17 protein-coding genes and 1 pseudogene are annotated in these 20,354 nt (G+C 63.0%); 5 read left to right on the top strand and 13 right to left on the bottom strand.

Going from position 1 to position 20,354, the window contains the following annotated elements:
* Positions 1-13: 13 nt before the first annotated feature.
* The 6 genes from CIT31_RS26725 to CIT31_RS26700 form a co-directional block, all read right to left on the bottom strand.
* A complete protein-coding gene (locus CIT31_RS26725) occupies positions 14-829 on the bottom strand; it encodes an ABC transporter permease (protein ID WP_065005983.1) in 816 nt (271 codons plus the stop codon).
* Complete coding sequence (locus CIT31_RS26720) at positions 819-1,784, bottom strand: ABC transporter permease (protein ID WP_095521065.1); 966 nt, start codon at positions 1,782-1,784, stop codon at positions 819-821. The genes CIT31_RS26725 and CIT31_RS26720 overlap by 11 nt, the downstream gene beginning before the upstream one ends.
* A 124-nt stretch (positions 1,785-1,908) precedes the next feature.
* On the bottom strand, positions 1,909-2,907 hold the full coding sequence (locus CIT31_RS26715) for an ABC transporter ATP-binding protein (protein WP_095521064.1): 999 nt from the start codon (positions 2,905-2,907) through the stop codon (positions 1,909-1,911).
* Positions 2,908-3,093: 186 nt separating this feature from the next.
* Positions 3,094-4,245 carry an ABC transporter substrate-binding protein gene (locus tag CIT31_RS26710; protein ID WP_029347787.1) on the bottom strand — a complete coding sequence of 384 codons (1,152 nt, stop codon included), beginning with the start codon at positions 4,243-4,245 and terminating at the stop codon, positions 3,094-3,096.
* 127 nt (positions 4,246-4,372) lie between these two features.
* Positions 4,373-5,299, bottom strand: coding sequence for a LysR family transcriptional regulator (locus CIT31_RS26705; RefSeq protein ID WP_065005986.1), 927 nt, complete (start codon positions 5,297-5,299; stop codon positions 4,373-4,375).
* A 76-nt stretch (positions 5,300-5,375) separates the two neighbouring features.
* Positions 5,376-6,152: a DeoR/GlpR family DNA-binding transcription regulator gene (locus CIT31_RS26700; RefSeq protein ID WP_065005987.1), complete on the bottom strand. Its 777-nt coding sequence runs from the start codon at positions 6,150-6,152 to the stop codon at positions 5,376-5,378.
* Between the two features lie 435 nt (positions 6,153-6,587).
* Between CIT31_RS26700 and CIT31_RS26695 the strand changes: the two genes are divergently transcribed.
* A complete protein-coding gene (locus CIT31_RS26695) occupies positions 6,588-7,472 on the top strand; it encodes a phosphotransferase family protein (RefSeq protein ID WP_065005988.1) in 885 nt (294 codons plus the stop codon).
* Entirely contained in the window at positions 7,469-9,922 is a 2,454-nt protein-coding gene (locus CIT31_RS26690; protein ID WP_095521063.1) for a GcvT family protein, read from the top strand. The genes CIT31_RS26695 and CIT31_RS26690 overlap by 4 nt, the downstream gene beginning before the upstream one ends.
* 1 nt (position 9,923) lies before the next feature.
* Here CIT31_RS26690 and CIT31_RS26685 read toward each other — a convergent pair.
* A pseudogene (locus tag CIT31_RS26685) lies at positions 9,924-10,058 on the bottom strand (class I SAM-dependent DNA methyltransferase); the annotation flags it as partial.
* A 155-nt stretch (positions 10,059-10,213) separates the two neighbouring features.
* On the opposite strand from CIT31_RS26685, the gene CIT31_RS26680 reads away from it, so the two are divergent.
* The gene (locus CIT31_RS26680) at positions 10,214-11,209 is read left to right on the top strand and encodes a class I SAM-dependent methyltransferase (protein WP_095521062.1); all 996 of its coding nucleotides are present in this window, start codon (positions 10,214-10,216) and stop codon (positions 11,207-11,209) included.
* Between the two features lie 263 nt (positions 11,210-11,472).
* Here CIT31_RS26680 and CIT31_RS26675 read toward each other — a convergent pair whose 3' ends face one another.
* On the bottom strand, positions 11,473-12,105 hold the full coding sequence (locus CIT31_RS26675) for a class I SAM-dependent DNA methyltransferase (RefSeq protein ID WP_095521153.1): 633 nt from the start codon (positions 12,103-12,105) through the stop codon (positions 11,473-11,475).
* A 159-nt stretch (positions 12,106-12,264) separates the two neighbouring features.
* On the opposite strand from CIT31_RS26675, the gene CIT31_RS26670 reads away from it, so the two are divergent.
* A complete protein-coding gene (locus CIT31_RS26670) occupies positions 12,265-13,167 on the top strand; it encodes a phosphotransferase family protein (protein ID WP_095521061.1) in 903 nt (300 codons plus the stop codon).
* A gap of 119 nt (positions 13,168-13,286) precedes the next feature.
* Here CIT31_RS26670 and CIT31_RS26665 read toward each other — a convergent pair whose 3' ends face one another.
* The 4 genes from CIT31_RS26665 to ilvD form a co-directional block, all read right to left on the bottom strand.
* Positions 13,287-14,207 (bottom strand): DMT family transporter, encoded by a 921-nt coding sequence (locus CIT31_RS26665; protein WP_095521060.1) that lies wholly within the window; start codon positions 14,205-14,207, stop codon positions 13,287-13,289.
* Between the two features lie 141 nt (positions 14,208-14,348).
* Entirely contained in the window at positions 14,349-14,603 is a 255-nt protein-coding gene (locus CIT31_RS26660; protein WP_095521059.1) for a hypothetical protein, read from the bottom strand.
* A gap of 114 nt (positions 14,604-14,717) precedes the next feature.
* The gene (locus CIT31_RS26655; protein ID WP_095521058.1) at positions 14,718-16,010 is read right to left on the bottom strand and encodes an amidohydrolase family protein; all 1,293 of its coding nucleotides are present in this window, start codon (positions 16,008-16,010) and stop codon (positions 14,718-14,720) included.
* Positions 16,011-16,038: 28 nt separating this feature from the next.
* A complete protein-coding gene (gene ilvD / locus CIT31_RS26650) occupies positions 16,039-17,883 on the bottom strand; it encodes a dihydroxy-acid dehydratase (RefSeq protein WP_095521057.1) in 1,845 nt (614 codons plus the stop codon).
* 272 nt (positions 17,884-18,155) lie between these two features.
* Here ilvD and CIT31_RS26645 point away from each other — a divergent pair, with 272 nt between their 5' ends.
* Positions 18,156-18,629: a VOC family protein gene (locus CIT31_RS26645; protein ID WP_095521056.1), complete on the top strand. Its 474-nt coding sequence runs from the start codon at positions 18,156-18,158 to the stop codon at positions 18,627-18,629.
* 42 nt (positions 18,630-18,671) lie between these two features.
* Here the strand turns inward: CIT31_RS26645 and CIT31_RS26640 are convergent, their stop codons facing one another.
* Complete coding sequence (locus CIT31_RS26640; RefSeq protein WP_095521055.1) at positions 18,672-20,279, bottom strand: peptide chain release factor 3; 1,608 nt, start codon at positions 20,277-20,279, stop codon at positions 18,672-18,674.
* Positions 20,280-20,354 lie beyond the last annotated feature (75 nt).

The following is a 20,354-nucleotide window of genomic DNA, read 5'->3' as shown; positions in this document are numbered from 1 at the left end:
TGGATTCTTGACGTCATTTGCCCGAACCGGCGATCTGGTCGCCGTCGCGGGTGAGGTAATAGGCGACGAGGATGGGCAGCAGCGTCACCAGCACGACGACCATGGCGACGACATTGGTGACCGGGCGCTGGCGCGGACGGATCAGCTCTTCCAGCATCCAGATCGGCAGCGTCTGCTGCTGGCCGGCGGTGAAGGTGGTGACGATGACCTCGTCAAACGACAGCGCGAAGGCAAGCATGCCGCCGGCGAGCAGGGCGGTGGCGATGTTGGGCAGCACGACATGGCGGAAGGTCTGGAAGCCGTCGGCGCCAAGGTCCATCGATGCCTCGATCATCGAGCCGGAGGTGCGGCGAAAGCGGGCGACAGCGTTGTTGTAGACAACGACGACGCAGAAGGTGGCGTGGCCGAGCACGATCGTCCAGAACGAGAACGGAATCTCGGCCAGCGAAAACGCTGAACGCAGCGCGATGCCGGTGATGATGCCGGGCAGCGCGATCGGCAGGATGACCAGCAGCGAGATGGTTTCGCGGCCAAAGAACCGTGTTCGCGACACGGCGGCCGCGCAGAGCGTGCCGAGGACCAGGGCGACGAGCGTCGAGATAGCGGCGACACGCACCGACAGCGACAGCGACTGCCACACGTCCGGGCGGTTCCAGGTGACGGCGAACCATTGCGTCGTCAGCCCCGGCGGCGGCCAGACGAAGCTCCTTTCCTCGGTCGTGAAGGCATAGATGAAGATCAGGAATATCGGCAGATGCAGGAACAGCAAGCCGCAGGCAGCGGCGATCTTCAGGCCGAGAGGAGCGGATGGTGAGCCATCAGAGCGCATCGAAGGCCCCCATGCGCTTGGCGCCCCAGAGGTAGAAGCCCATGATGACGATGGGCACCACGGTGAAGGCGGCGGCGAGCGGGATGTTGCCGGCGGTGCCCTGCTGCGAATAGACGGCCTGGCCGATGAACAGCCGCGAGGTGCCGATGATCTGCGGGATGATGTAATCTCCGAGCGTCAGCGAGAAGGTGAAGATCGAGCCGGCGACGATGCCCGGGAGCGCCAGCGGGAACAGCACGTTGCGGAAGGTCTGGCCGGGCGAGGCCCCGAGATCGGACGAGGCCTCGACCAGATTGCCGGGCACGCGCTCGAGTGCCGCCTGCACCGGCAGGATCATGAAGGGCAGCCAGACGTAGACGAAGACGATGAAGGTGCCGGTGGACGACACCGACAGGGAATTACCGCCGACGATCGGCAGCGACAGCCAGGCATCGAGCAGCCATAGAAGATGCAGTTTGGCGAGCAGCCAGGTCAGGATGCCTTCCTTGGCGAGGATGAGCTTCCAGGCGTAAATCTTGACCAGATAGCTCGACCACAGCGGCAGCATGATGCCGAGATAGAACAGCGCCTTCCAGCGGCCGCGCGCATAGCGCGCCGCGTAATAGGCGATGGGAAAGGCGACGATCGCGGAGGCGAACGTGACCAGGGCCGCCATCGTCACCGTGCGCAAGATGATGTCGAGATTTGCGGCCTGCAGCAGATCGCCATAGGTCTTCAGCGTGAATTCACGGTTGACGAGGCCGGAGAATTCGTCGATCGAGAAAAAACTCTGCAAGAGCAGTGCGAACAGCGAGCCGATATAGACGATGCCGAGCCACAGCACCGGCGGCAGCAGCATCAACAGCAGCAGAAGCTTGGGCCTGCGCCAGAACAGGTCCGACAGCGCGCCGCGCAAGCCGCGGGCGCGAGGAAGGAGGGCTGGGGCAGGTTTTGCCTGGGCAGCGGTCAGAGTCATGGCTTCGTCGACCGGTTGCGTTCCTTCGCGCCCCCCTCTGTCCTGCCGGACTGTCCGGCAGGACAGAGGGGGTCGCCGTGAACCGCCTTGCCTCGGCTATTAGCGACAGTTGCCGAAAGCGCCATCATGCCGGCTCGTCCATAAGATGCAAATGGTCGCGGTTGAAGGTGAGCACGACCGCCTCACCTGCCTTCGGCAAGGCGGCACCGGCCGGCATGATGGCGTGCAGGCGCAAGCCGTCGACGTCGAGCGCCAGTCTGGTCGTGGCGCCGAGATAATTGGTCGAGACGAGACGAGCGGCAACGCCATCGCCCTTCGCCGCCCGGCCGATGCGAATGGATTCAGGGCGCAGGCTGCCCCAGCGATGCTGGCCGGAATAACGCTGGACGAAATCCGGCGGCAGGACATTGGACGAGCCGACGAAATCGGCGACGAAGCGCGTCTTCGGGCGCTGGTAGATGTCCTCCGGCGTGCCGATCTGCATGATCTTGCCGTCGTTGAAGACGGCGACGCGATCGGCCATCGACAGCGCCTCGCCCTGGTCGTGGGTGACGAAGACGAAGGTGATGCCGAGCGCCTTCTGCAGCGACTTCAGCTCCTCCTGCATGTTCTCGCGCAGTTTGAGGTCGAGCGCGCCAAGCGGCTCATCGAGCAGAAGCACCTTGGGCTGGTTGACCAGCGCGCGGGCGAGCGCGACGCGCTGGCGCTGTCCGCCAGAAAGCTGGCTGGGACGGCGGGCGCCGTAGCCGGGAAGCCGGACCAGCGAGAGCGCCTCCTCCGCCGCCTTCTGCCGCTCGGGCTTGCCGACGCCCTTGACCATCAGGCCGTAAGCGACGTTGTCGAGCACGTTCAGATGCGGGAACAGCGCGTAGTCCTGGAAGACGGTGTTGACGTTGCGGCGATAGGGCGGGACGCCTTCGGCGCGTTCGCCGAAAATGGAGATCGACCCCGATGTCGGCTGCTCGAAGCCGGCGATTAACCGCAGGCAGGTCGTCTTGCCGGAACCCGAAGGTCCAAGCATGGCGAAGAACTCGCCCGGCGCGATATCGAGGTCGACCACGTCGACGGCGCGCACGCTGCCGAAATGGCGCGAGACTCTGGCGAACGAAACGGCGGAGGTCATGGGCTGTCCCAGGCTGATCAAATTCAGGCGACGGCGCTGCCCCTCATCCGGCTGCCGGCACCTTCTCCCTGTATAGTGACGGAGAAGGGGCTAACCGCAACGCTCGCGATCCCCCTCTCCCCGTTCTTCACGGGGAGAGGGTAAGGGTGAGGGCAGGGCTGCGCTCTCACAACGAGCGTGACGAACTCACCGCCCGCCGATGACGCCGATATAGTCCGACACCCAGCGATAGTAAGGCACGCACTGGTCCTGGGTGGCGCACTTCGACACCGGCGTCTTCCAGAACTTGATTTTTTCGAAGTTGCCGTAGCCGTTGGTCTTGCAGCCTTCGTCGCCGAGCAATTCGTTGCCCTTGCAGGCAGCCGGCACCACCGGGAGCGAACCGAACCAGGCGGAGACATCGCCCTGCACTTTCGGCGACAGCGAGTGCTCCATCCACATATAGGCGCAGTTCGGGTGGGCTGCGTCGGCCGCCAACATGGTCGTGTCGGCCCAGCCGGTGACGCCTTCCTGGGGAATGGTCGAAGCGACGGGCTTCTTGGCGGCAATCAGCGTGTTGACCTGATAGGGCCATGAACCGGAGGCGACGACGCCTTCGTTCTGGAAGTCATCGACCTGAATGGCAGCGTCATGCCAGTAGCGTCCGACCAGCGTGCGTTGGACGCGCAGCAGATCGAGGGCGGCCTTGTACTGATCCTCGGTCAGCTCGTAGGGATCCTTGATGCCGAGCTCCGGCTTGTGGAACATCAGATAATTGGCAGCGTCGGCGATGTGAATCGGCCCGTCATAGGCCTGGACGCGGCCCTTGTTCGACTTGCCGTCAGGCAAGGTCATCTCCTCGAAGACGACGTTCCAGCTCTTCGGCGCTTCCTTGAACACCTCGGTGTTGTACATCAGCACATTCGGTCCCCACTGGTAGGGGGCGCCGTAGTGGACGCCGCCAACCGTGAACCATGGCGCATCCTTCAGCCGGTCGTCGACCGTGCTCCAGCTCGGGATGAGATCGGTGTTGATCGGCTGGACCCGCTTGCCGGCGACGAGGCGCAGCGAAGCGTCGCCCGAGGCGGTGACGAGGTCGAAGCCGCCCTCATTCATCAGCGCGACCATCTCGTCGGAGGTGTTGGCGGTCTTGATGTTGACCTTGCAGCCTGTGTTCTTCTCGAAAGACGTGACCCAATCATAGTTCTTGTCGGTTTCGCCGCGTTCGATGTAACCAGGCCAGGCGACTATGTTGACTTGGCCTTCGCCCTTGCCGAGTTCCTTGACTTGGCCGATCGCCTGGCCGGAGAAGGCCAGCGCGACCGTCAGTGCAGTGCACGACTTCAGGAATGAGTTCATCATCGATCTCCCATTTGAGGGGCCGCACTCTCGCGGCGGCTTTGGTCCCTGATTGTGAAAGTGCTGTGAAATTTCCGGTTTCGCAAATTCATTTATCAGAAAGGCGATATCGTTTTTTCCGATAAATTTAACGACCAATCTTCTCCGGCCGCTGACGGACCATGCGCTGCGACTGTGCAAGCCCGATGAAGTCGCGCGCGGCCTGGGGCAGGCCGGAGCCGCGCCGCCAGACCGTGCCGACCTGAACAACCGGCAAGGAGCCCGAAATATCGCGCGATTCGATGCGGTCGCCTTCGAGCGACCATGGCCGGTAGACGAGGTCGGGCAGCAGCGCCACGCCGGCGCCGGTAGCGACGAGGCTGCGCACCGCTTCGACCGAGCGGGTGCGGAAGGCGACGTGCGGCTTAGCGCCGATCGCTGCCAGCAGTTTTCCGGTATTCTCCTCGATCTCGTCGACGGTCAGCATGATCAGCGGCTCCGAGGCGATATCGCCAATGCCGATGATGTCGGCGCCGGACAGCGGATGGCCAAGCGGCAGCCATAGCCGATAGGCCGAGACTTCGAGAATTTCGGACTGCAGGGCGGTGCGGTCGCGCAGGTTCGAGGTGACCATGACGGCGATGTCGAGCTTGCCGCCGATCAGCAGATGTTCGAGGTAATCGCCATTGTCCTCGATGGCCGAAATCTCAACGCCCGGATAGGCGCGGCGATAGCGGGCGAGAAGGTCCGACAGCACATAGCCGGCGACCAGCGAAGTGACACCGAGTTGCAGCCGGCCGCCCGCCGCCGCTTGCTCGCCGAAGAAGGCGCGGCGCGCGTCGGAAACGTCGGCAAGTATCTTTGTCGCGTGGCGCAGGAACTGATGGCCCTTGTGGGTGATGTTCAGGCCGCGCGGATGGCGCTCGAACAGTTCGACGCCGAGATCGCCTTCGAGCTCCTTGATCGCCTCGGTGACCGACGATTGCGAGATGGACAGATTCTGCGCAGCACCCGACACCGTGCCTTGCTCGGCGACGGCGATGAAGAATTGCAATTGGCGGATTGTGAAGGCCATCGCCGAACTAAACACCGGGACGGCAAGGAAGAAAAGCCGCCGATCTCAGGCTCACCGCTTTACTGCTCTGGCCAGGTCAGGTCCCGCTATCGTCACCGGCAATGCTGAGCCGTGCGCCCGCTTGCCCCAGGGCGGAGGCGATGGCGCGCGGCGGCGGACGATCGGTGACGAGTTCGGAAAAACCGTCGAGGCCGCAGACCTGGACGAGGCCCTGGCGGCCGAACTTGGTGTGGTCGGTGATGACGAGCGAGCGCTGGCCACGCGACAGCACCATGCGGGCGAATTCCGCCTCTTCCAGATCATAGTCCATCACGCCCGTGACGGCATCGACCGCACCGGTGGAGATCACCGCATGGCTGACGGAAAAGCGGCTGACGAATTCGATGGCCGAGACGCCGAAGGCGGCGCCCGAATCGCTGCGCAGTTCGCCACCGGCCATATAGACCTTGTTGCCGTTGACGGTGGCCAGCGTGCGGGCGATATCCGAAGAGTTGGTGACCACCGTCAACCGCCGGTGGCCGAGCAGCTCGCGGGCTAGGAAAGATGTGGTGGTGCCGGTGTCGAGCATGATCGATTCGCCGTCGCGGATGGTTGCGGCAACCATGCGGGCAATGGCGCGCTTGGCATCGGCATTCTCGCGCATGCGCCGCTCGAATGGCGCCTCGCCGGCCATCGACGGCAGGCCGACGGCGCCATGCATCTTCAGGATCGAACCGTCAGTGGTCAGCGGCTTGACGTCGCGGCGCACGGTCTCCAGCGAGACGCCCAGCCGGTCGGCCAGGCTGGCGATGGTGACGGTGCCCTCTTCCTGCAGGAGACGCAGGATTTCGCCATGCCGCTTCGAATGGATCATTGGGTTCGCCCAATCGGGTTGTTGCGCTGCTGACCGGTTCTAAGGCAAATCGGCCACAGTTCATAAGGAATCCTAAAGGATTCGGGCAAGAAGGCAGAAAAAGCCACAAGTTTTCGTTGACAGGCCGGATCACATGGCGTGACACTGGCTCGTGACAGGCTCGGAACTGCCACGGGAGAACGATGGCAGAGCCGCACCAAATTTCGCCTGCCCGAACGTCTGGAAAATCGTCTGACGTAAGGGAAAAGGACTGTTTCGAATCCGCGGGGGCGGATGCCGGTGTCGAAGAACCCGGCACAGGGGCTCGTCGGTGCGGTGCGGGATACCGATCCTGGCATCCCGCACCGACGAGATTTTCGCATTGCTCCCTCCTGCCGGCCGCCATCTTTGTCTCGCCCGCGGCGTCTTGAACCCCGCCCAACGAGGGATGAACCTGTGACCGCCGAGGACCGCATCCGCGCCCTGCCCTGCTGGACCGGCAGCATCGAGATCGCGCCGCTGCCGGGCGGCCTGAGCAACGCCAACTATCTGGTCAAGGACGGAGCTGGGCGGCATGTCGTGCGCTTTGGCCAGGACTTTCCATTCCACCACGTCTTTCGCGAGCGCGAGGTGATGACCGCGCGCGCGGCGCACGCCGCCGGCTTCGCGCCTGCAGTCCACCATTCCGAGCCCGGGATCTTGGTGACGGAATTTCTCGGCGCCAAGACCTATGTCGCGGAAGACGTACGCGCCAATATCGGCCGCGTCGCCGCCCTGATGCGCGGCTTCCATCGGGAGATGCCCAATCATGTCTCCGGCGCCGGCTTCATGTTCTGGGTGTTCCATGTCATCCGCGACTATGCGCGCACGCTGGAGGAAGCCGGCAGCCGCATGCGAAGCGAGTTGCCGCGGCTGCTGACGCTAGCGGACGAACTCGAACGGGCGCAGAAACTGCTGCCGATCGTCTTTGGCCACAACGATCTCTTGCCGGCTAATATTCTCGACGACGGCCATAGACTGTGGCTGATCGACTTTGAATATGCCGGCTTCAACACGGCGATGTTCGACCTCGCCGGCGTCGCCTCGAACGCCAGCATGAACGACGAGGAGTCCTTCGCCTTCCTGACTGCCTATTTCATGAAGGAGCCGGACGAGGCGATCCGCCGCTCGCATGCGGCCATGCAATGCGCATCGCTGCTGCGCGAGGCGATGTGGAGCATGGTTTCCGAACTTTATCTCGACGCGCCCGGCATCGACTACGTTGCCTATACCGACGAAAACCTGACGCGGCTCGATGCCGCGCTGGAAAACTACCGAACGAAATACGGACAGAAATCATGACATTGCCCGCTCACGCCGAGATCGTCGTCATCGGCGGCGGCATCATCGGCTGTTCAACGGCCTATCATCTGGCGCGTGACCACAAGGCCGATGTCGTGCTTTTGGAACAGGGCAAACTGACTTCGGGCTCCACATGGCATGCGGCGGGGCTGGTCGGCCAGTTGCGGTCTTCGGCCTCTATCACCCGCGTGCTCAAATATTCGGTCGATCTCTACAAGGGGCTGGAAGCCGAAACCGGGCTGGCCACCGGCTGGAAGATGACCGGGTGCCTCAGGCTCGCTACCAATGCCGACCGCTGGATCGAGTATAAGAGGCTGGCGACGACGGCGAAAAGCTTCGGCATGGATATGCAGTTGCTGTCACCGGCCGAGGTCAAGACAATGTGGCCGCTGCTGGAGGCCGGCGATCTCGTCGGCGCCAGCTGGCTGCCGACCGACGGGCAGGCAAGCCCTTCCGACATCACGCAATCGCTGGCCAAAGGCGCGCGCATGCATGGCGCCAGACTGTTCGAGGATGTCCGCGTTACCGGCTTCGCCATGAAGGATGGCCGCATCACCGCGGTAAAGACCAACAAGGGCGATATCGCCTGCGGCAAGGTGGTGAACTGTGCCGGGCAATGGGCGCGGCAGGTAGGCGCCCTTGCCGGCATCAACGTGCCGCTGCAGCCGGTGAAGCACCAGTACATCGTCACCGAAAGAATAGACGGGTTGGCGACCGATGCGCCGACGATCCGCGACCCCGACCGCCGCATTTATTTCAAGGAGGAGGTCGGCGGGCTGGTGATGGGCGGCTATGAGCCGAACCCGCAAGCCTGGACGACCGATCTTCCCGGCGGCGATGTCCCTGATGACTGGGAGTTCCGGCTGTTCGACGACGATTATGATCATTTCGAGCAGCATATGAACCAAGCGATCGCGCGGGTTCCGGCGCTCGAAACCGTCGGCGTCAAGCAGATGATCAACGGGCCGGAGAGTTTTACGCCGGATGGCAATTTCATTCTCGGCGTGACGCCCGAATGCGCCAACATGTTCGTCGGCGCCGGCTTCAACGCCTTCGGCATCGCTGCGGGCGGCGGCGCCGGCTGGGTGCTGGCGCAATGGGTGGTCGACGGCGAGGCGCCACTCGATCTGTGGGTGGTCGATATCAGACGCTTTTCCGACCTGCACCGCGACCGGCAATGGGTCCGCGACCGCACGCTGGAAGCCTATGGCCAGCACTACACGATCGGCTTCCCGCATGAGGAGTATGTCACGGGCCGGCCGCGGATCGTGTCGCCGCTCTATGAACGGCTACAAAAGCAGCGCGCCGTGTTCGGCTCCAAACTCGGTTGGGAGCGGCCGAACTGGTTTGCGCCGGAAGGCGTCGAGCCGAAGGACATCTATTCGATGGGCCGGCAGAACTGGTTCGCTCCGGTCGGCGACGAACACCGGCACGTGCGCGAGCACGTCGGTATCTTCGACCAGTCGTCCTTCGCCAAATTCGAACTGAGCGGCGCCGACGCGCTGAAGGCGCTCGACTGGATCTGCGCCAGCGATGTCGCCAAGCCGGTCGGCCGGCTGACCTACACGCAGCTTCTCAACACGCGCGGCGGTATCGAGGCCGATCTGACCGTGGCTCGGCTCGGCGAAGAACGATTCTACGTCGTCACCGGCACCGGTTTTAGGACTCATGACTTCTCGTGGATCGGCGACCATGTCGGCAACGAGCTCGACGTGACGCTCACCGATGTCACCGAGGATTTCGGCACGCTGTCGCTGATGGGGCCGCGCGCCCGCGACGTGCTGGCTGCGGTGACCGGTGCGGACGTGTCGAACACCGCTTTTCCGTTCGGACATGTGCGGGAAATCTCCATCGCCGGCCACACAGTTCGGGCGCTGCGCGTCACCTATGTCGGCGAGCTCGGCTGGGAGCTGCATGTGCCAATCGCGGCGGCGGGCGAAATCTTCGACGCGCTGATGGCGGCGGGCGAGGAGCACAGCATCCGCCCGGTCGGCTACCGGGCGCTGGAATCGCTGCGGCTGGAAAAAGGCTACCGCGCCTGGGGCTCCGACATCACGCCCAATGACACGCCGCAGGAGGCCGGCCTCGGCTGGGCGGTGAAACTCAGAAAGAACACGGATTTCCTTGGCAGGCGGGCTCTGGAAAGCATCAGCGGCGGCACACCGAAAAAACGCTTTGCCGGCTTCACGGTCGCAGATTGCGAGATCGTGCTGCTCGGGCGCGAAACGATCCTGCGCAATAACGAGCCGGTCGGCTACCTGACCAGCGGCGGCTATGGCTACACGGTCGGCAAGAACATCGGCTACGGCTATGTGCGCAACGCCGATGGCGTCAGCGACGATTTCCTCACCTCCGGCGACTACGAGCTGGTGGTGGCGATGGAGCGGACGCCGGCAAAAATCCATCTCGAGCCGCTTTACGATCCGGCGGGAGCAAGAATCAAAGCCTAGATCAGCTCACGCGCAGAACGAGGCCGCGGCTCGGCACGGTGTCCGCCTCGCCCGGCATGGAGACATAGGGCGACGTCTCCTCGGCACGCGTGACGACGCGCTTCGTCTCGAGGTCGGCGATCCGCGCGGCAAAACCGGCGCCTATAAGCACTGAGCTTGAGTCCGTACGTCAGATCGAGAACCGCTCTAGGGTTACTGAAATAACACGCTATTCACTTTTCCTGAAACTTGTCTAGCGTTTCACCTGGATTCTACACGTTCGAGACTGTCTTTCTATGACGAGGGCACAATATGCAAATAAACGAAATCGAGGAGAAAAAGCAGAAGATTATCGAAAGGTTCGGCCCCTGGACGGCAGGTTCCATCCATCTGGCCGATCAAATTGACACGTTCGATGAGCCGCACTGGGACGCCCGATTGAGGCGCTTCGTGCAGATCGCTGCAGATCTTGCGGGGAAGCCGTTGGAGAAGCTTCGCGTTCTGGACCTGGCGTGTCTCGAGGGGCAATACGGGATCGAGTTCGCGCTCCATGGGGCCGACGTGCTCGCCATCGAGGGTCGGGAGGCGAACCTTGAGAAGGTGCACTTCGCTAAGGAGGTACTCTCCCTGGACAACCTCGAACTCGCCCTAAATGACGTGCGCAACCTCGACGAGGAGCGCCATGGTCGTTTCGATGTTGTTCTATGTTTGGGGATCCTTTACCACTTGGATGCTCCGGATGTCATGGACTTCGTGGAGAGAATCTCGAAGGTTTGCGGAAAGATATCAATAATCGATACCCATATCAGCCTCAGCGACGAAGCGTCGTACACTTGGAAGGGGAAGACCTACTGGGGCAGGTATGGCAAGGAACACGATACTGATGCGACCTCCGAGGAGAAGCTGGCAGCGCTCTGGAACTCGCTCGACAACCCGAAGGCCTTCCTCTTCACGCGTGCATCGCTCTGCAACCTACTCCGACACGTGGGCTTCACGTCCGTCTACGAGTGCTTGAACCCCTACGAGTATCATAATCCCAACTGGCCGCTGGCTGCAGAAGGGGACAGGCATGTCGTCTGGAGGGATCGCATCACCCTGGTTGCTATCAAAGGGCGGAGTCAGCCACTGCTCTCCTCGCCCATTACGGACGCATCGCCCGAGATCGATCGCCCCGAAAGGCCAGAGTATATCGAGCAGCTCCCGTGCATTACCGGAGTGTCGCGCAGAAGGTCGAGAGGTCTGCGGTCGCGATTGAGCAGGTTCCTGCCCGGCCCTGTGAAGGCAGTGCTGAGGAGGATAATCCAATGAAATGTCGGACAGACGCCGGCGTTGACGCACCTTCACCGACGGCTGCAAGCCGCCTGACTTCCCCGGAGGCGTAAAGGAGGTCGGCTCTTGGGCACTTTTGATACTGCTGGCGAAGTCGGAAATAAGCCCAGTTCGGGGGCAACATGTTGCTTGTAAACTCGGGCTGTCAATTGTCTAGCCGCGGCCAAATTGGCTTCGCCAGCAGTATCACTTTTGGTGACATCGAGCGCACGGGAACCTTAACGAGGGGAATGGAAGAATGATCAGTTCACGCGCAGAACGAGGCCGCGGCTCGGCACGGTCTCCGCCTCGCCCGGCATGGAGACATAGGGCGACGTCTCCTCGGCACGTGTGACGACGCCCTTCGCATCGAGGTCGGCGATCCGCGCGGCAAAACCCGCATCCCACAGCGTGTTCTTGACCGTCAGCACGATTATCCCGCCCGGCCGGCAAATGCGGATCAGTTCGTCGAGCCCTTCGGCGCCGACATGGCCCGAGGTGAAGACGCCGGCCGATATGATCCCGGCATAGGCATTATCGGCGAAAGGCAGCGGGCCGCCGAGCGCCAGGCAGTGAAGCGCCGAATAGACGCCCTTGCGCGCGGCCTGGGCCAGCATGCCCTCGGAAATGTCGAGCGCCTCGACCTGCGGATAGCCCGCGATCTTCAGCCACTCGCCGATGAGCCCGGTGCCGGCACCGGCATCGAGGAGCGGTGCCGCGCCGCGCGGCAAGTGGCGGGCAAGCAGGGCGAGGCAGATGGTCGGATGGCGATAACCGGCCGCCGACATGTCGGCGTCGTAGGTGTCGGACCAGCGGTCGTAGAGCGCCGCCACTTCTTCAGGCCGCTTCGCTGCATAGGCCGCGGCGAGCGCGCCTTCATTTTTCCTGTCCGCCATCGCAGTCCCGTCCGCAAAATCAAAGTGCAGCAGCGTCCTTCCGCGTCCGACAGGACCGTGCGGCGCTGGAGTGAATCGCATGCCGGCGATGATAGCCAAACGGCGAAATTTGTGGAACCGTCGTCGCCACATATAAAGACGCGAAGGAGGGCGGAAGCGATGGTGGACGAGGAAGCACGCGCGGCGCTTGCAGCCATTCCCGTGCTGGCCGGCTACGAGGGACCGCTGGAGCGGCTTGGTGGCCTCACCAACCTCGTCTTCAGAGCTGGAGATGTCTGCCTGCGGATTCCCGGCAAGGGCACAGAGGAGTATATCAACCGCGCCAACGAGGCGGTGGCGGCGAGGGAAGCCGCCAAGGCCGGCGTCAGCCCCGAGCTGCTGCATATCGACGGCGAGACAGGCGTAATGGTGACCCGTTTCGTCGTCGGAGCCGAGACGATGTCGCCTGAAAAATTCAAGACCCGGCCGGGCAGTCCGGCGCGCGCCGGCAAGGCCTTTCGCAGGCTGCACACATCCGGCGCGGTGTTTCCCTTCCGCTTCGAGCTGTTTGCGATGATCGACGACTACCTGAAGGTGCTTTCGACCAAGGCCGTTGCCCTGCCCGCCGGCTACCACGACGTGGTACGCGAGGCGGAAAGCGTGCGCTCGGCGCTTGCCGCGCATCCGCTGCCTCTTGTCGCCTGCCACTGCGATCCGCTGTGCGAAAACTTCCTCGATACGGGCGACAGGATGTGGATCGTCGACTGGGAATATTCCGGCATGAACGACCCGCTTTGGGATCTCGGCGACCTCAGCGTCGAAGGACAGTTTGATACGGCGCAGGAGGAAGAGATGATGGGCGCCTATTTCGGTGGCGAGCCAACGCCGGCGGAGCGCGGCCGCATCGTCATCTACAAGGCGATGTGCGATCTCTTGTGGACGCTGTGGGGGCTGATTCAGCTCGCCAACAGCAATCCGGCCGACGATTTCCGCGCCTATGCCGACGGTCGCTTTTCACGCTGCAGGGCGCTGATGGAGACGACCGACTTCTCAAGGCATCTGGCGGCGGTGCGCGTGGGTTAGGCGCCGGAAATCTGGAACCTTAAAGCACGCCAGGTGATGGAATTCACGCGTGTGCTTTGAGTTCTTTGTTTATGCATGTCGTTGCCCCAAAACCGCTGCGCACTTTTGGGCGACATGCATTAGTTGACGCCTTTCGGCACGTTTTCCGGCGGCACAGTGTCGACCACCTTCTGGCGATGGAAGATGAACAGGCCGGCCAGCACGATAATGCCCGAGCCGATCAGGATGCGCGGCCCGGGCATGTCGCCGAAGAAGGCCAGCCCGAAGATGACGGCCCACAGCAGCAGGCTGTAATGCAGGGGCGCCAGCGTCGAGGCGGGCGCCAGCTTCAGCGCCCTGGTGATCATCAGATGCGCACCGCAGGAGACTAAGCCAAGAAGCAGCATGGCGCCGAAATCGAGCGAGGACGGCGTCTGCCAGTTGCCGATGGTGAGAAACCCGCCGACCAGCAATGTGCCGATGGTTTGCCACGTAACCAACGAGGTGTCGCTGGTGCCGCGCAACCACCGGTTGAGTATGATGGCGAAGGCGAATGAAATGCTACCGGCCAGCGCGAAGGTCGACGACAGCGAAAACGCGGCCGAGGACGGTTTGAGCATTATCAGCACGCCGCAGAAGCCGACCAGGATCGCCATCCAGCGGCGCCAGCCAACCTTTTCACCGAGCAACAGGTGCGACAGCGCCGCCACATAGATCGGTCCGGCCATGTAGAAGCTCATGACGTCGGCGAGCGGCAGATAGACGACGGCGGCGTAGAACAGCGCCGTGTCGAGGGTCGTCATGACGACGCGCAAGACCTGCAGTTCCAGGCGCTCCATGCGGAACAGCCTGGCCGCACCTTGACGCGCGATCATCGGGCCGAGCACGAAAAAAGCGCCGATGGAACGGATCAGGATGACCTGGCCGACCGAAAAGCTGGCGACCAGCCATTTGCCCATCGCATCGTTCAACGCAAACAGGAAATCGCCGGCCAGCATCAGCAGAATGCCGGCCAAAAGCACGTTCCTGATCGTCGAATTCTGGGCTGGCGGCTGTGCCATGCCGATATCGCTTCCTCCCGCATGAAAGCTCGGTAAGCAGCGTCGTAGACGCAAGCAGCCGCTTTGACGAGCGGAAATCGGGAACCCCGGCCGGACCAGCGACTGGAAATCGGCTGGGCCTGTACGGAAGATCGGAACGGCTTACTTTGGCCGTGTCCGAACGATGACCGGACGATAGATCACCGGCCGGTCCCAGGGATCGAAAACCGACACACTTCTCAGCTCAGCGCGGCGCGCCAGATCGATGCGCTGCAGACATTCGGCGAAGGCATCATTCTTCCTGACGAAGCCATAGGACCGGCATTTCGCCTCGTCCGCGGCACGACGGTCTTCGGCCGTCATGCAACCTGCACAGGTCGCCGCCAACGCGACCACCATCGCCGTCTTGTGCCACATCGTGTCCTCCTCACCATAAAAGTGGAGACTGACTGTAGACTTAAGATCAGGACCTATCAATCTGATCGACGTGTGCGGCCTGATGCAGGCTCAACATCTTATCGGGCCTGCCAATTATTGGTCGTGAAGTGGGCGGCGATGCCTGCGGTTCACTGTTCCCGGCCGTCCGGCGATCGAAAGCCGCGTTTCCTGCCTCACCCGCTCGGCCACCACCTTGCCCCTGGCGATGACGCAGAGGCGCTCGGGGCGTAGGCGCAAGGCCTCGACCGGGTCGCCGGCATCGAGGACGACGAGACTGGCGCGCTTGCCAACCGCCAGGCCGAGATGGTCGAGGCCCATGATGGCGGCGTTGACATTGGTGACCATGTCGAAGCAGCGCGCCATGTCGGCCGGGCTCGACATCTGGGCGACGTGAAGGCCCATGAAGGCGACGTCGAGCATGTCGGCGGTGCCCAGCGAATACCAGGGGTCGAGCACGCAATCCTGGCCCCAGCCGACGCGGATGCCGTGGGCAAGCATTTCCTTGACCCGCGTCAGACCGCGGCGTTTGGGGAATGTGTCGTGGCGGCCCTGCAGCATAATGTTGATCAGCGGATTGGGGATCGCCGAGACGCCTGCCTCGGCGATCAGCGGCAACAGCTTCGAGACATAGTAACTGTCCATCGAGTGCATCGAAGTGAGATGCGAGCCGGCGACCCTGCCCTGCAGGCCGAGGCGTTGCGTCTCATAGGCCAGTTGTTCGATATGTCGCGACAGCGGATCATCGGTCTCGTCGCAATGCAGGTCGACCATCAGGCCGCGCTTTGCCGCGATTTCGCAAAGTTCCGTCACCGAACGCGTGCCATCGGCCATGGTGCGCTCGAAATGTGGAATGCCGCCGACGATGTCGACACCCATGTCGAGCGCCCGGATGGTGTTATCGCGCGCCGTCGGCGAGCGATAAAACCCATCCTGCGGGAAGGCGGCCAGTTGCAGGTCGATATAGGGCGCGACCGTCTTCTTCACATCGAGCAGGGCTTCGACCGCCAGCAGCCTGGTATCGCAGACATCGACATGGGTGCGGATGGCGAGCAGGCCCATGGACACCGCCCAGTCGCAATAGGCGAGCGCGCGCTCGCGCACCGCTTCGTGCGTCAACAGCGGCTTCAGTTCGCCCCACAGCGAAATGCCTTCCAGCAGTGTGCCCGACGCGTTGATGCGCGGGATGCCCAGCGAGAGCGTGGCGTCCATGTGAAAATGCGGATCGACGAAAGGCGGCGAGACCAGATTGCCATGCGCGTCGATCGCCGTGCCCGCGGTAACGTTCAGCTCGGGCTCGATGGCCGCGATCGTCTCGCCGATGATGCCGATATCGGCGCTCGTGCCGTCGGGCAGCATGCCGCCGCGGACGATAAGATCAAAAGTCATCTGTCGTCATCCCTTTGAAGAAGCCGACCTATTCCGGCACATACCTTACCGCACCCTTGGCAGCACTGGTCGCCATTGACGCATAGGCGCGCAAAGCCATCGTCACCTTGCGCTTGCGCTTTTCCTCTGGCTTCCAGGCGGCGGCTCCCTTGGCCTCCATCGCTGCGCGGCGGGCGGCCAGTTCGGCATCGTCGACGGCAAGCCGGATGGTGCGGTTCGGGATATCGATCTCGATCGTGTCGCCCTCATGCACCAGCCCGATCAGCCCGCCTTCCGCCGCCTCGGGAGAGGCATGGCCGATCGACAGGCCGGAGGTGCCGCCCGAAAAGCGGCCATCGGTGACCAGCGCGCAAGCTTTGCCGAGGCCCTTCGATTTCAAATAGCTGGTCGGGTAGAGCATTTCCTGCATGCCGGGGCCGCCGCGTGGCCCTTCGTAGCGGATAACAACGACATCGCCGGCCTTGACCTCGTTGGACAGGATCGCCTTGACGCTGGCGTCCTGGCTTTCGAACACCCTGGCCGGGCCGGTGAATTTCAGGATCGATTCATCGACGCCCGCGGTCTTGACGATGCAGCCGTCCAGCGCAAGGTTGCCCTTCAGCACGGCAAGGCCACCGTCCTTGGAAAAAGGATGTTGGGCCGAGCGGATGACCCCCTTCTCCCGGTCGAGATCGAGTTCGTCCCAGCGGCGATCCTGGCTGAAGGCGACCTGCGTCGGCACGCCGCCCGGGGCCGCCAGAAAGAAGTCGCGGACATTCTGGCTTGACGTGCGCGAGATATCCCAATGGTCGAGCGCTTCGCCGAGCGTTCGCGTATGTACGGTCGGCAGGTCGCGGTTGATCAGTCCGGCGTTATCGAGCTGACCGAGGATCGCCATGATGCCGCCGGCGCGGTGGACGTCTTCCATGTGCACATCCGCCTTGGCGGGGGCAACCTTGCATAACACCGGCACCTTGCGTGACAGTGCGTCAATGTCGTCCTGATCAAAATCGATCTCGCCTTCATGCGCGGCAGCCAGGATGTGTAGCACGGTGTTGGTCGAGCCGCCCATGGCGATGTCGAGCGTCATGGCGTTCTCGAAGGCGCCTTTCGAGGCGATGCTGCGCGGCAGCGCGGTGTCGTCGTCCTGCTCGTAGTAGCGCTGGGCGAGATCGACGATCAGATGGCCGGCCTCGACGAACAGCCGCTTGCGGTCGGCATGGGTGGCCAGCGTCGAGCCGTTGCCGGGCAGCGAAAGCCCGAGCGCCTCGGTCAGGCAGTTCATCGAATTGGCGGTGAACATGCCTGAGCAGGAGCCGCAGGTCGGGCAGGCCGAGCTTTCGATGGTCTTGACGTCCGCGTCGGAGACCTTGTCGTCAGCAGCCGCGACCATGGCATCGACGAGATCGAGCGCCTGCGCCTTGCCGGCGAGCACCACCTTGCCGGCTTCCATCGGCCCGCCGGAGACGAAGACGGTCGGGATGTTGAGACGCAGCGACGCCATCAGCATGCCCGGCGTGATCTTGTCGCAATTGGAGATGCAGACCATCGCGTCGGCACAGTGGGCATTGACCATGTACTCGACCGAGTCGGCGATGAGCTCGCGCGACGGCAGCGAATAGAGCATGCCGTCATGACCCATGGCGATGCCGTCGTCGACAGCGATGGTGTTGAACTCCTTGGCGACGCCGCCGGCCTTTTCGATCTCGCGGGCGACCAGCTGGCCGAGATCCTTGAGATGGACGTGGCCCGGCACGAACTGGGTGAAGGAATTGACCACCGCGATGATCGGCTTGCCGAAATCGGAATCCTTCATACCGGTGGCGCGCCACAGGCCGCGGGCGCCGGCCATGTTGCGGCCATGGGTGGTGGTGCGGGAGTGATAGGCGGGCATAGACTGTCCTTGCTGTCTGCGCCGCGCCCGGACAGGCGCGGAAAACCGGAATTGAGCGGCGTTATATACGCCGCGGTCTGGTCTGGCCACGGTTTTGCGATGCGCCGGGATCTTGAGCCAAGACGGTAAGCCGGCCGAGGCAGTAAAAAAGTCAGAGGTGCTGTCGGATCATGTTTTGCCCGAGCGTCCTTGGGCAGACGGCGCGGACGGGCATCAATCGCCAGCCGGCCGTTTTACGAGTGACAACAAAAACCAGCCCGAGGAGCAAGCAAATGCAAAAGATCACCCCCTGCCTGTGGTTCGACGACCAGGCCGAGGAGGCCATGAACCATTACATCTCCATCTTCAAGAACTCGAAGGTGCTGAGCGTGATGCGCTGGCCCAAGGGCAGCGGCGATCGTGAGGGCAAAGTGCTGGTAACCTATTTCGAGCTCGACGGCGTTCAGTTCCAGGCGCTCAACGGCGGGCCGCAATTCAAGTTCACCGAGGCAGTCTCGCTGTCCATCGACTGCAAGACGCAGGAGGAGGTCGACTATTTCTGGGACAGGCTCATCGAGGGCGGTGGCGAGCCCAGCCAGTGCAGCTGGCTGAAGGACAAATTCGGCGTCTCCTGGCAGGTGGTTCCCGAGCAGTTGCCGAGGCTGCTGCAGGACCCCGACACGGAAAAGGCCGGCCGTGTCATGCAGGCGATGATGCAGATGACCAAAATCGACATCGCCAAGATCGAAGAGGCGGCCAGGGGGTGATCGAACGCGCTCGTCCCTTCTCCAGTGGGGAAGGGACGCAGCTCAAGCCGCCTTGTCGCGGACCTGGTAATCCTTGACCGCGGCGAAGCGGATCGCCTTCCAGCGCTCGGCCTCGTAGTTGAGCGAAAAGGCGTGCTGGGCCAGGAACACCGGGTCGTTGTCGAGATCGCGGGCAATGTCGCCGCGATGCGCCTCGATAAAGCGATGCACCTCGGCCTTGTCGTCAGCCGATATCCAGCGGCACACGGAAAAGCGCGACATCTCGAAATCGACGGGCAGCGTGTATTCGAAGTTCAGCCGCTCCTTCAGCACGTCGAGCTGCAGCGCACCGACGACACCGACGATGGCCGGTGAACCATCCTCCGGCGAGAACAGTTGCACGACGCCTTCCTCGGCCATCTGGTGCAGCGCTTCCTTCAGCTTCTTGGCCTTCATCGCGTCGCCGAGGCGAACGCGGCGCAGGATTTCCGGCGCGAAGTTCGGCACGCCGCGAAACAGGATCTCCTCGCCCTCGGTCAGCGTGTCGCCGATGCGCAGCGTGCCGTGATTGGGGATGCCGACGACGTCGCCGGCGAAAGCCTCGTCGGCGGTGACGCGGGTGCGAGCGAAGAAGAATTGCGGCGCAGACAGGCTCATCGGTTTTCCCGTGCGCACCAGCTTGGCCTTCATGCCGCGCTCGAGCTTGCCCGAGCAGACGCGGACGAAGGCGATGCGGTCGCGGTGGTTGGGATCCATGTTGGCCTGAATCTTGAAGACGAACGAGGTCATCTTGTCCTCGGTCGCCTCGACCTTGCGGGTATCTGCCTCCTGCGCGCGCGGCGGCGGCCCGTAGGCGCCAAGCGCCTCGATCAGGTCGCGCACACCGTAATTGCGCAGCGCCGAACCGAAATAGACCGGCGTCAAATGACCCTCGCGGAAGGAATCGATGTCGAGCGGACGGCAGGCTTCGCGCGCCAGCTCCAACTCCTCGATAAAGCCTTCGCGCTCGTTTTCCGGCAACAGGCCGGCGACGCGGTTGGAATCGGGACCGTTGACCGGCGTGCGGTCCTTCTCGGCGTCGCCCTTGCGTACCGCGTTCAGCGCCAGATGATAGGTACCGGAAAAGGTTTTGCCGCGGCCGATCGGCCAGGTGATCGGCGCGGTGTCCAGCGCCAGCTTCTGCTCGATCTCGTCGAGGATCTCGAACGGGTCGCGGCTTTCGCGGTCCATCTTGTTGACGAAGGTGATGATCGGGATGTCGCGCAGCCGGCAGACCTCGAACAGTTTCAGCGTGCGCGGCTCGATACCCTTGGCGGCGTCGATGACCATGACAGCCGCATCGACTGCCGACAGCGTGCGATAGGTATCGTCGGCGAAATCCTCGTGGCCGGGCGTGTCGAGCAGGTTGAAGACGTTGTCCTCATACTCGAAGGTCATCACCGAGGTGACGACCGAAATGCCGCGCTCGCGCTCGATCTTCATCCAGTCCGACCGGGTCTGGATGCGATCCTTCTTGGCCTTCACCTCGCCGGCAAGCTGGATGGCGCCGCCGAACAAAAGCAGCTTTTCGGTCAGCGTCGTTTTGCCGGCGTCCGGATGCGCGATGATCGCGAAAGTGCGGCGGCGCGCCACCGCGTTCGTGATGTCTTCAGCCAATTTATGGAATCCCATGTGGTGCGCGGGCTTCTAGCAGCGCTTTTGCAGCCTGTCGAACAATTTTGGGCGGATGGCCGGTCTTGAGATAGG

The organism is Mesorhizobium wenxiniae (assembly GCF_002284535.1).
Classification (GTDB): domain Bacteria; phylum Pseudomonadota; class Alphaproteobacteria; order Rhizobiales; family Rhizobiaceae; genus Mesorhizobium; species Mesorhizobium wenxiniae.
Note: the sequence above shows the minus strand (reverse complement) of the source record. Positions and strands in the feature narration are given on the sequence as shown.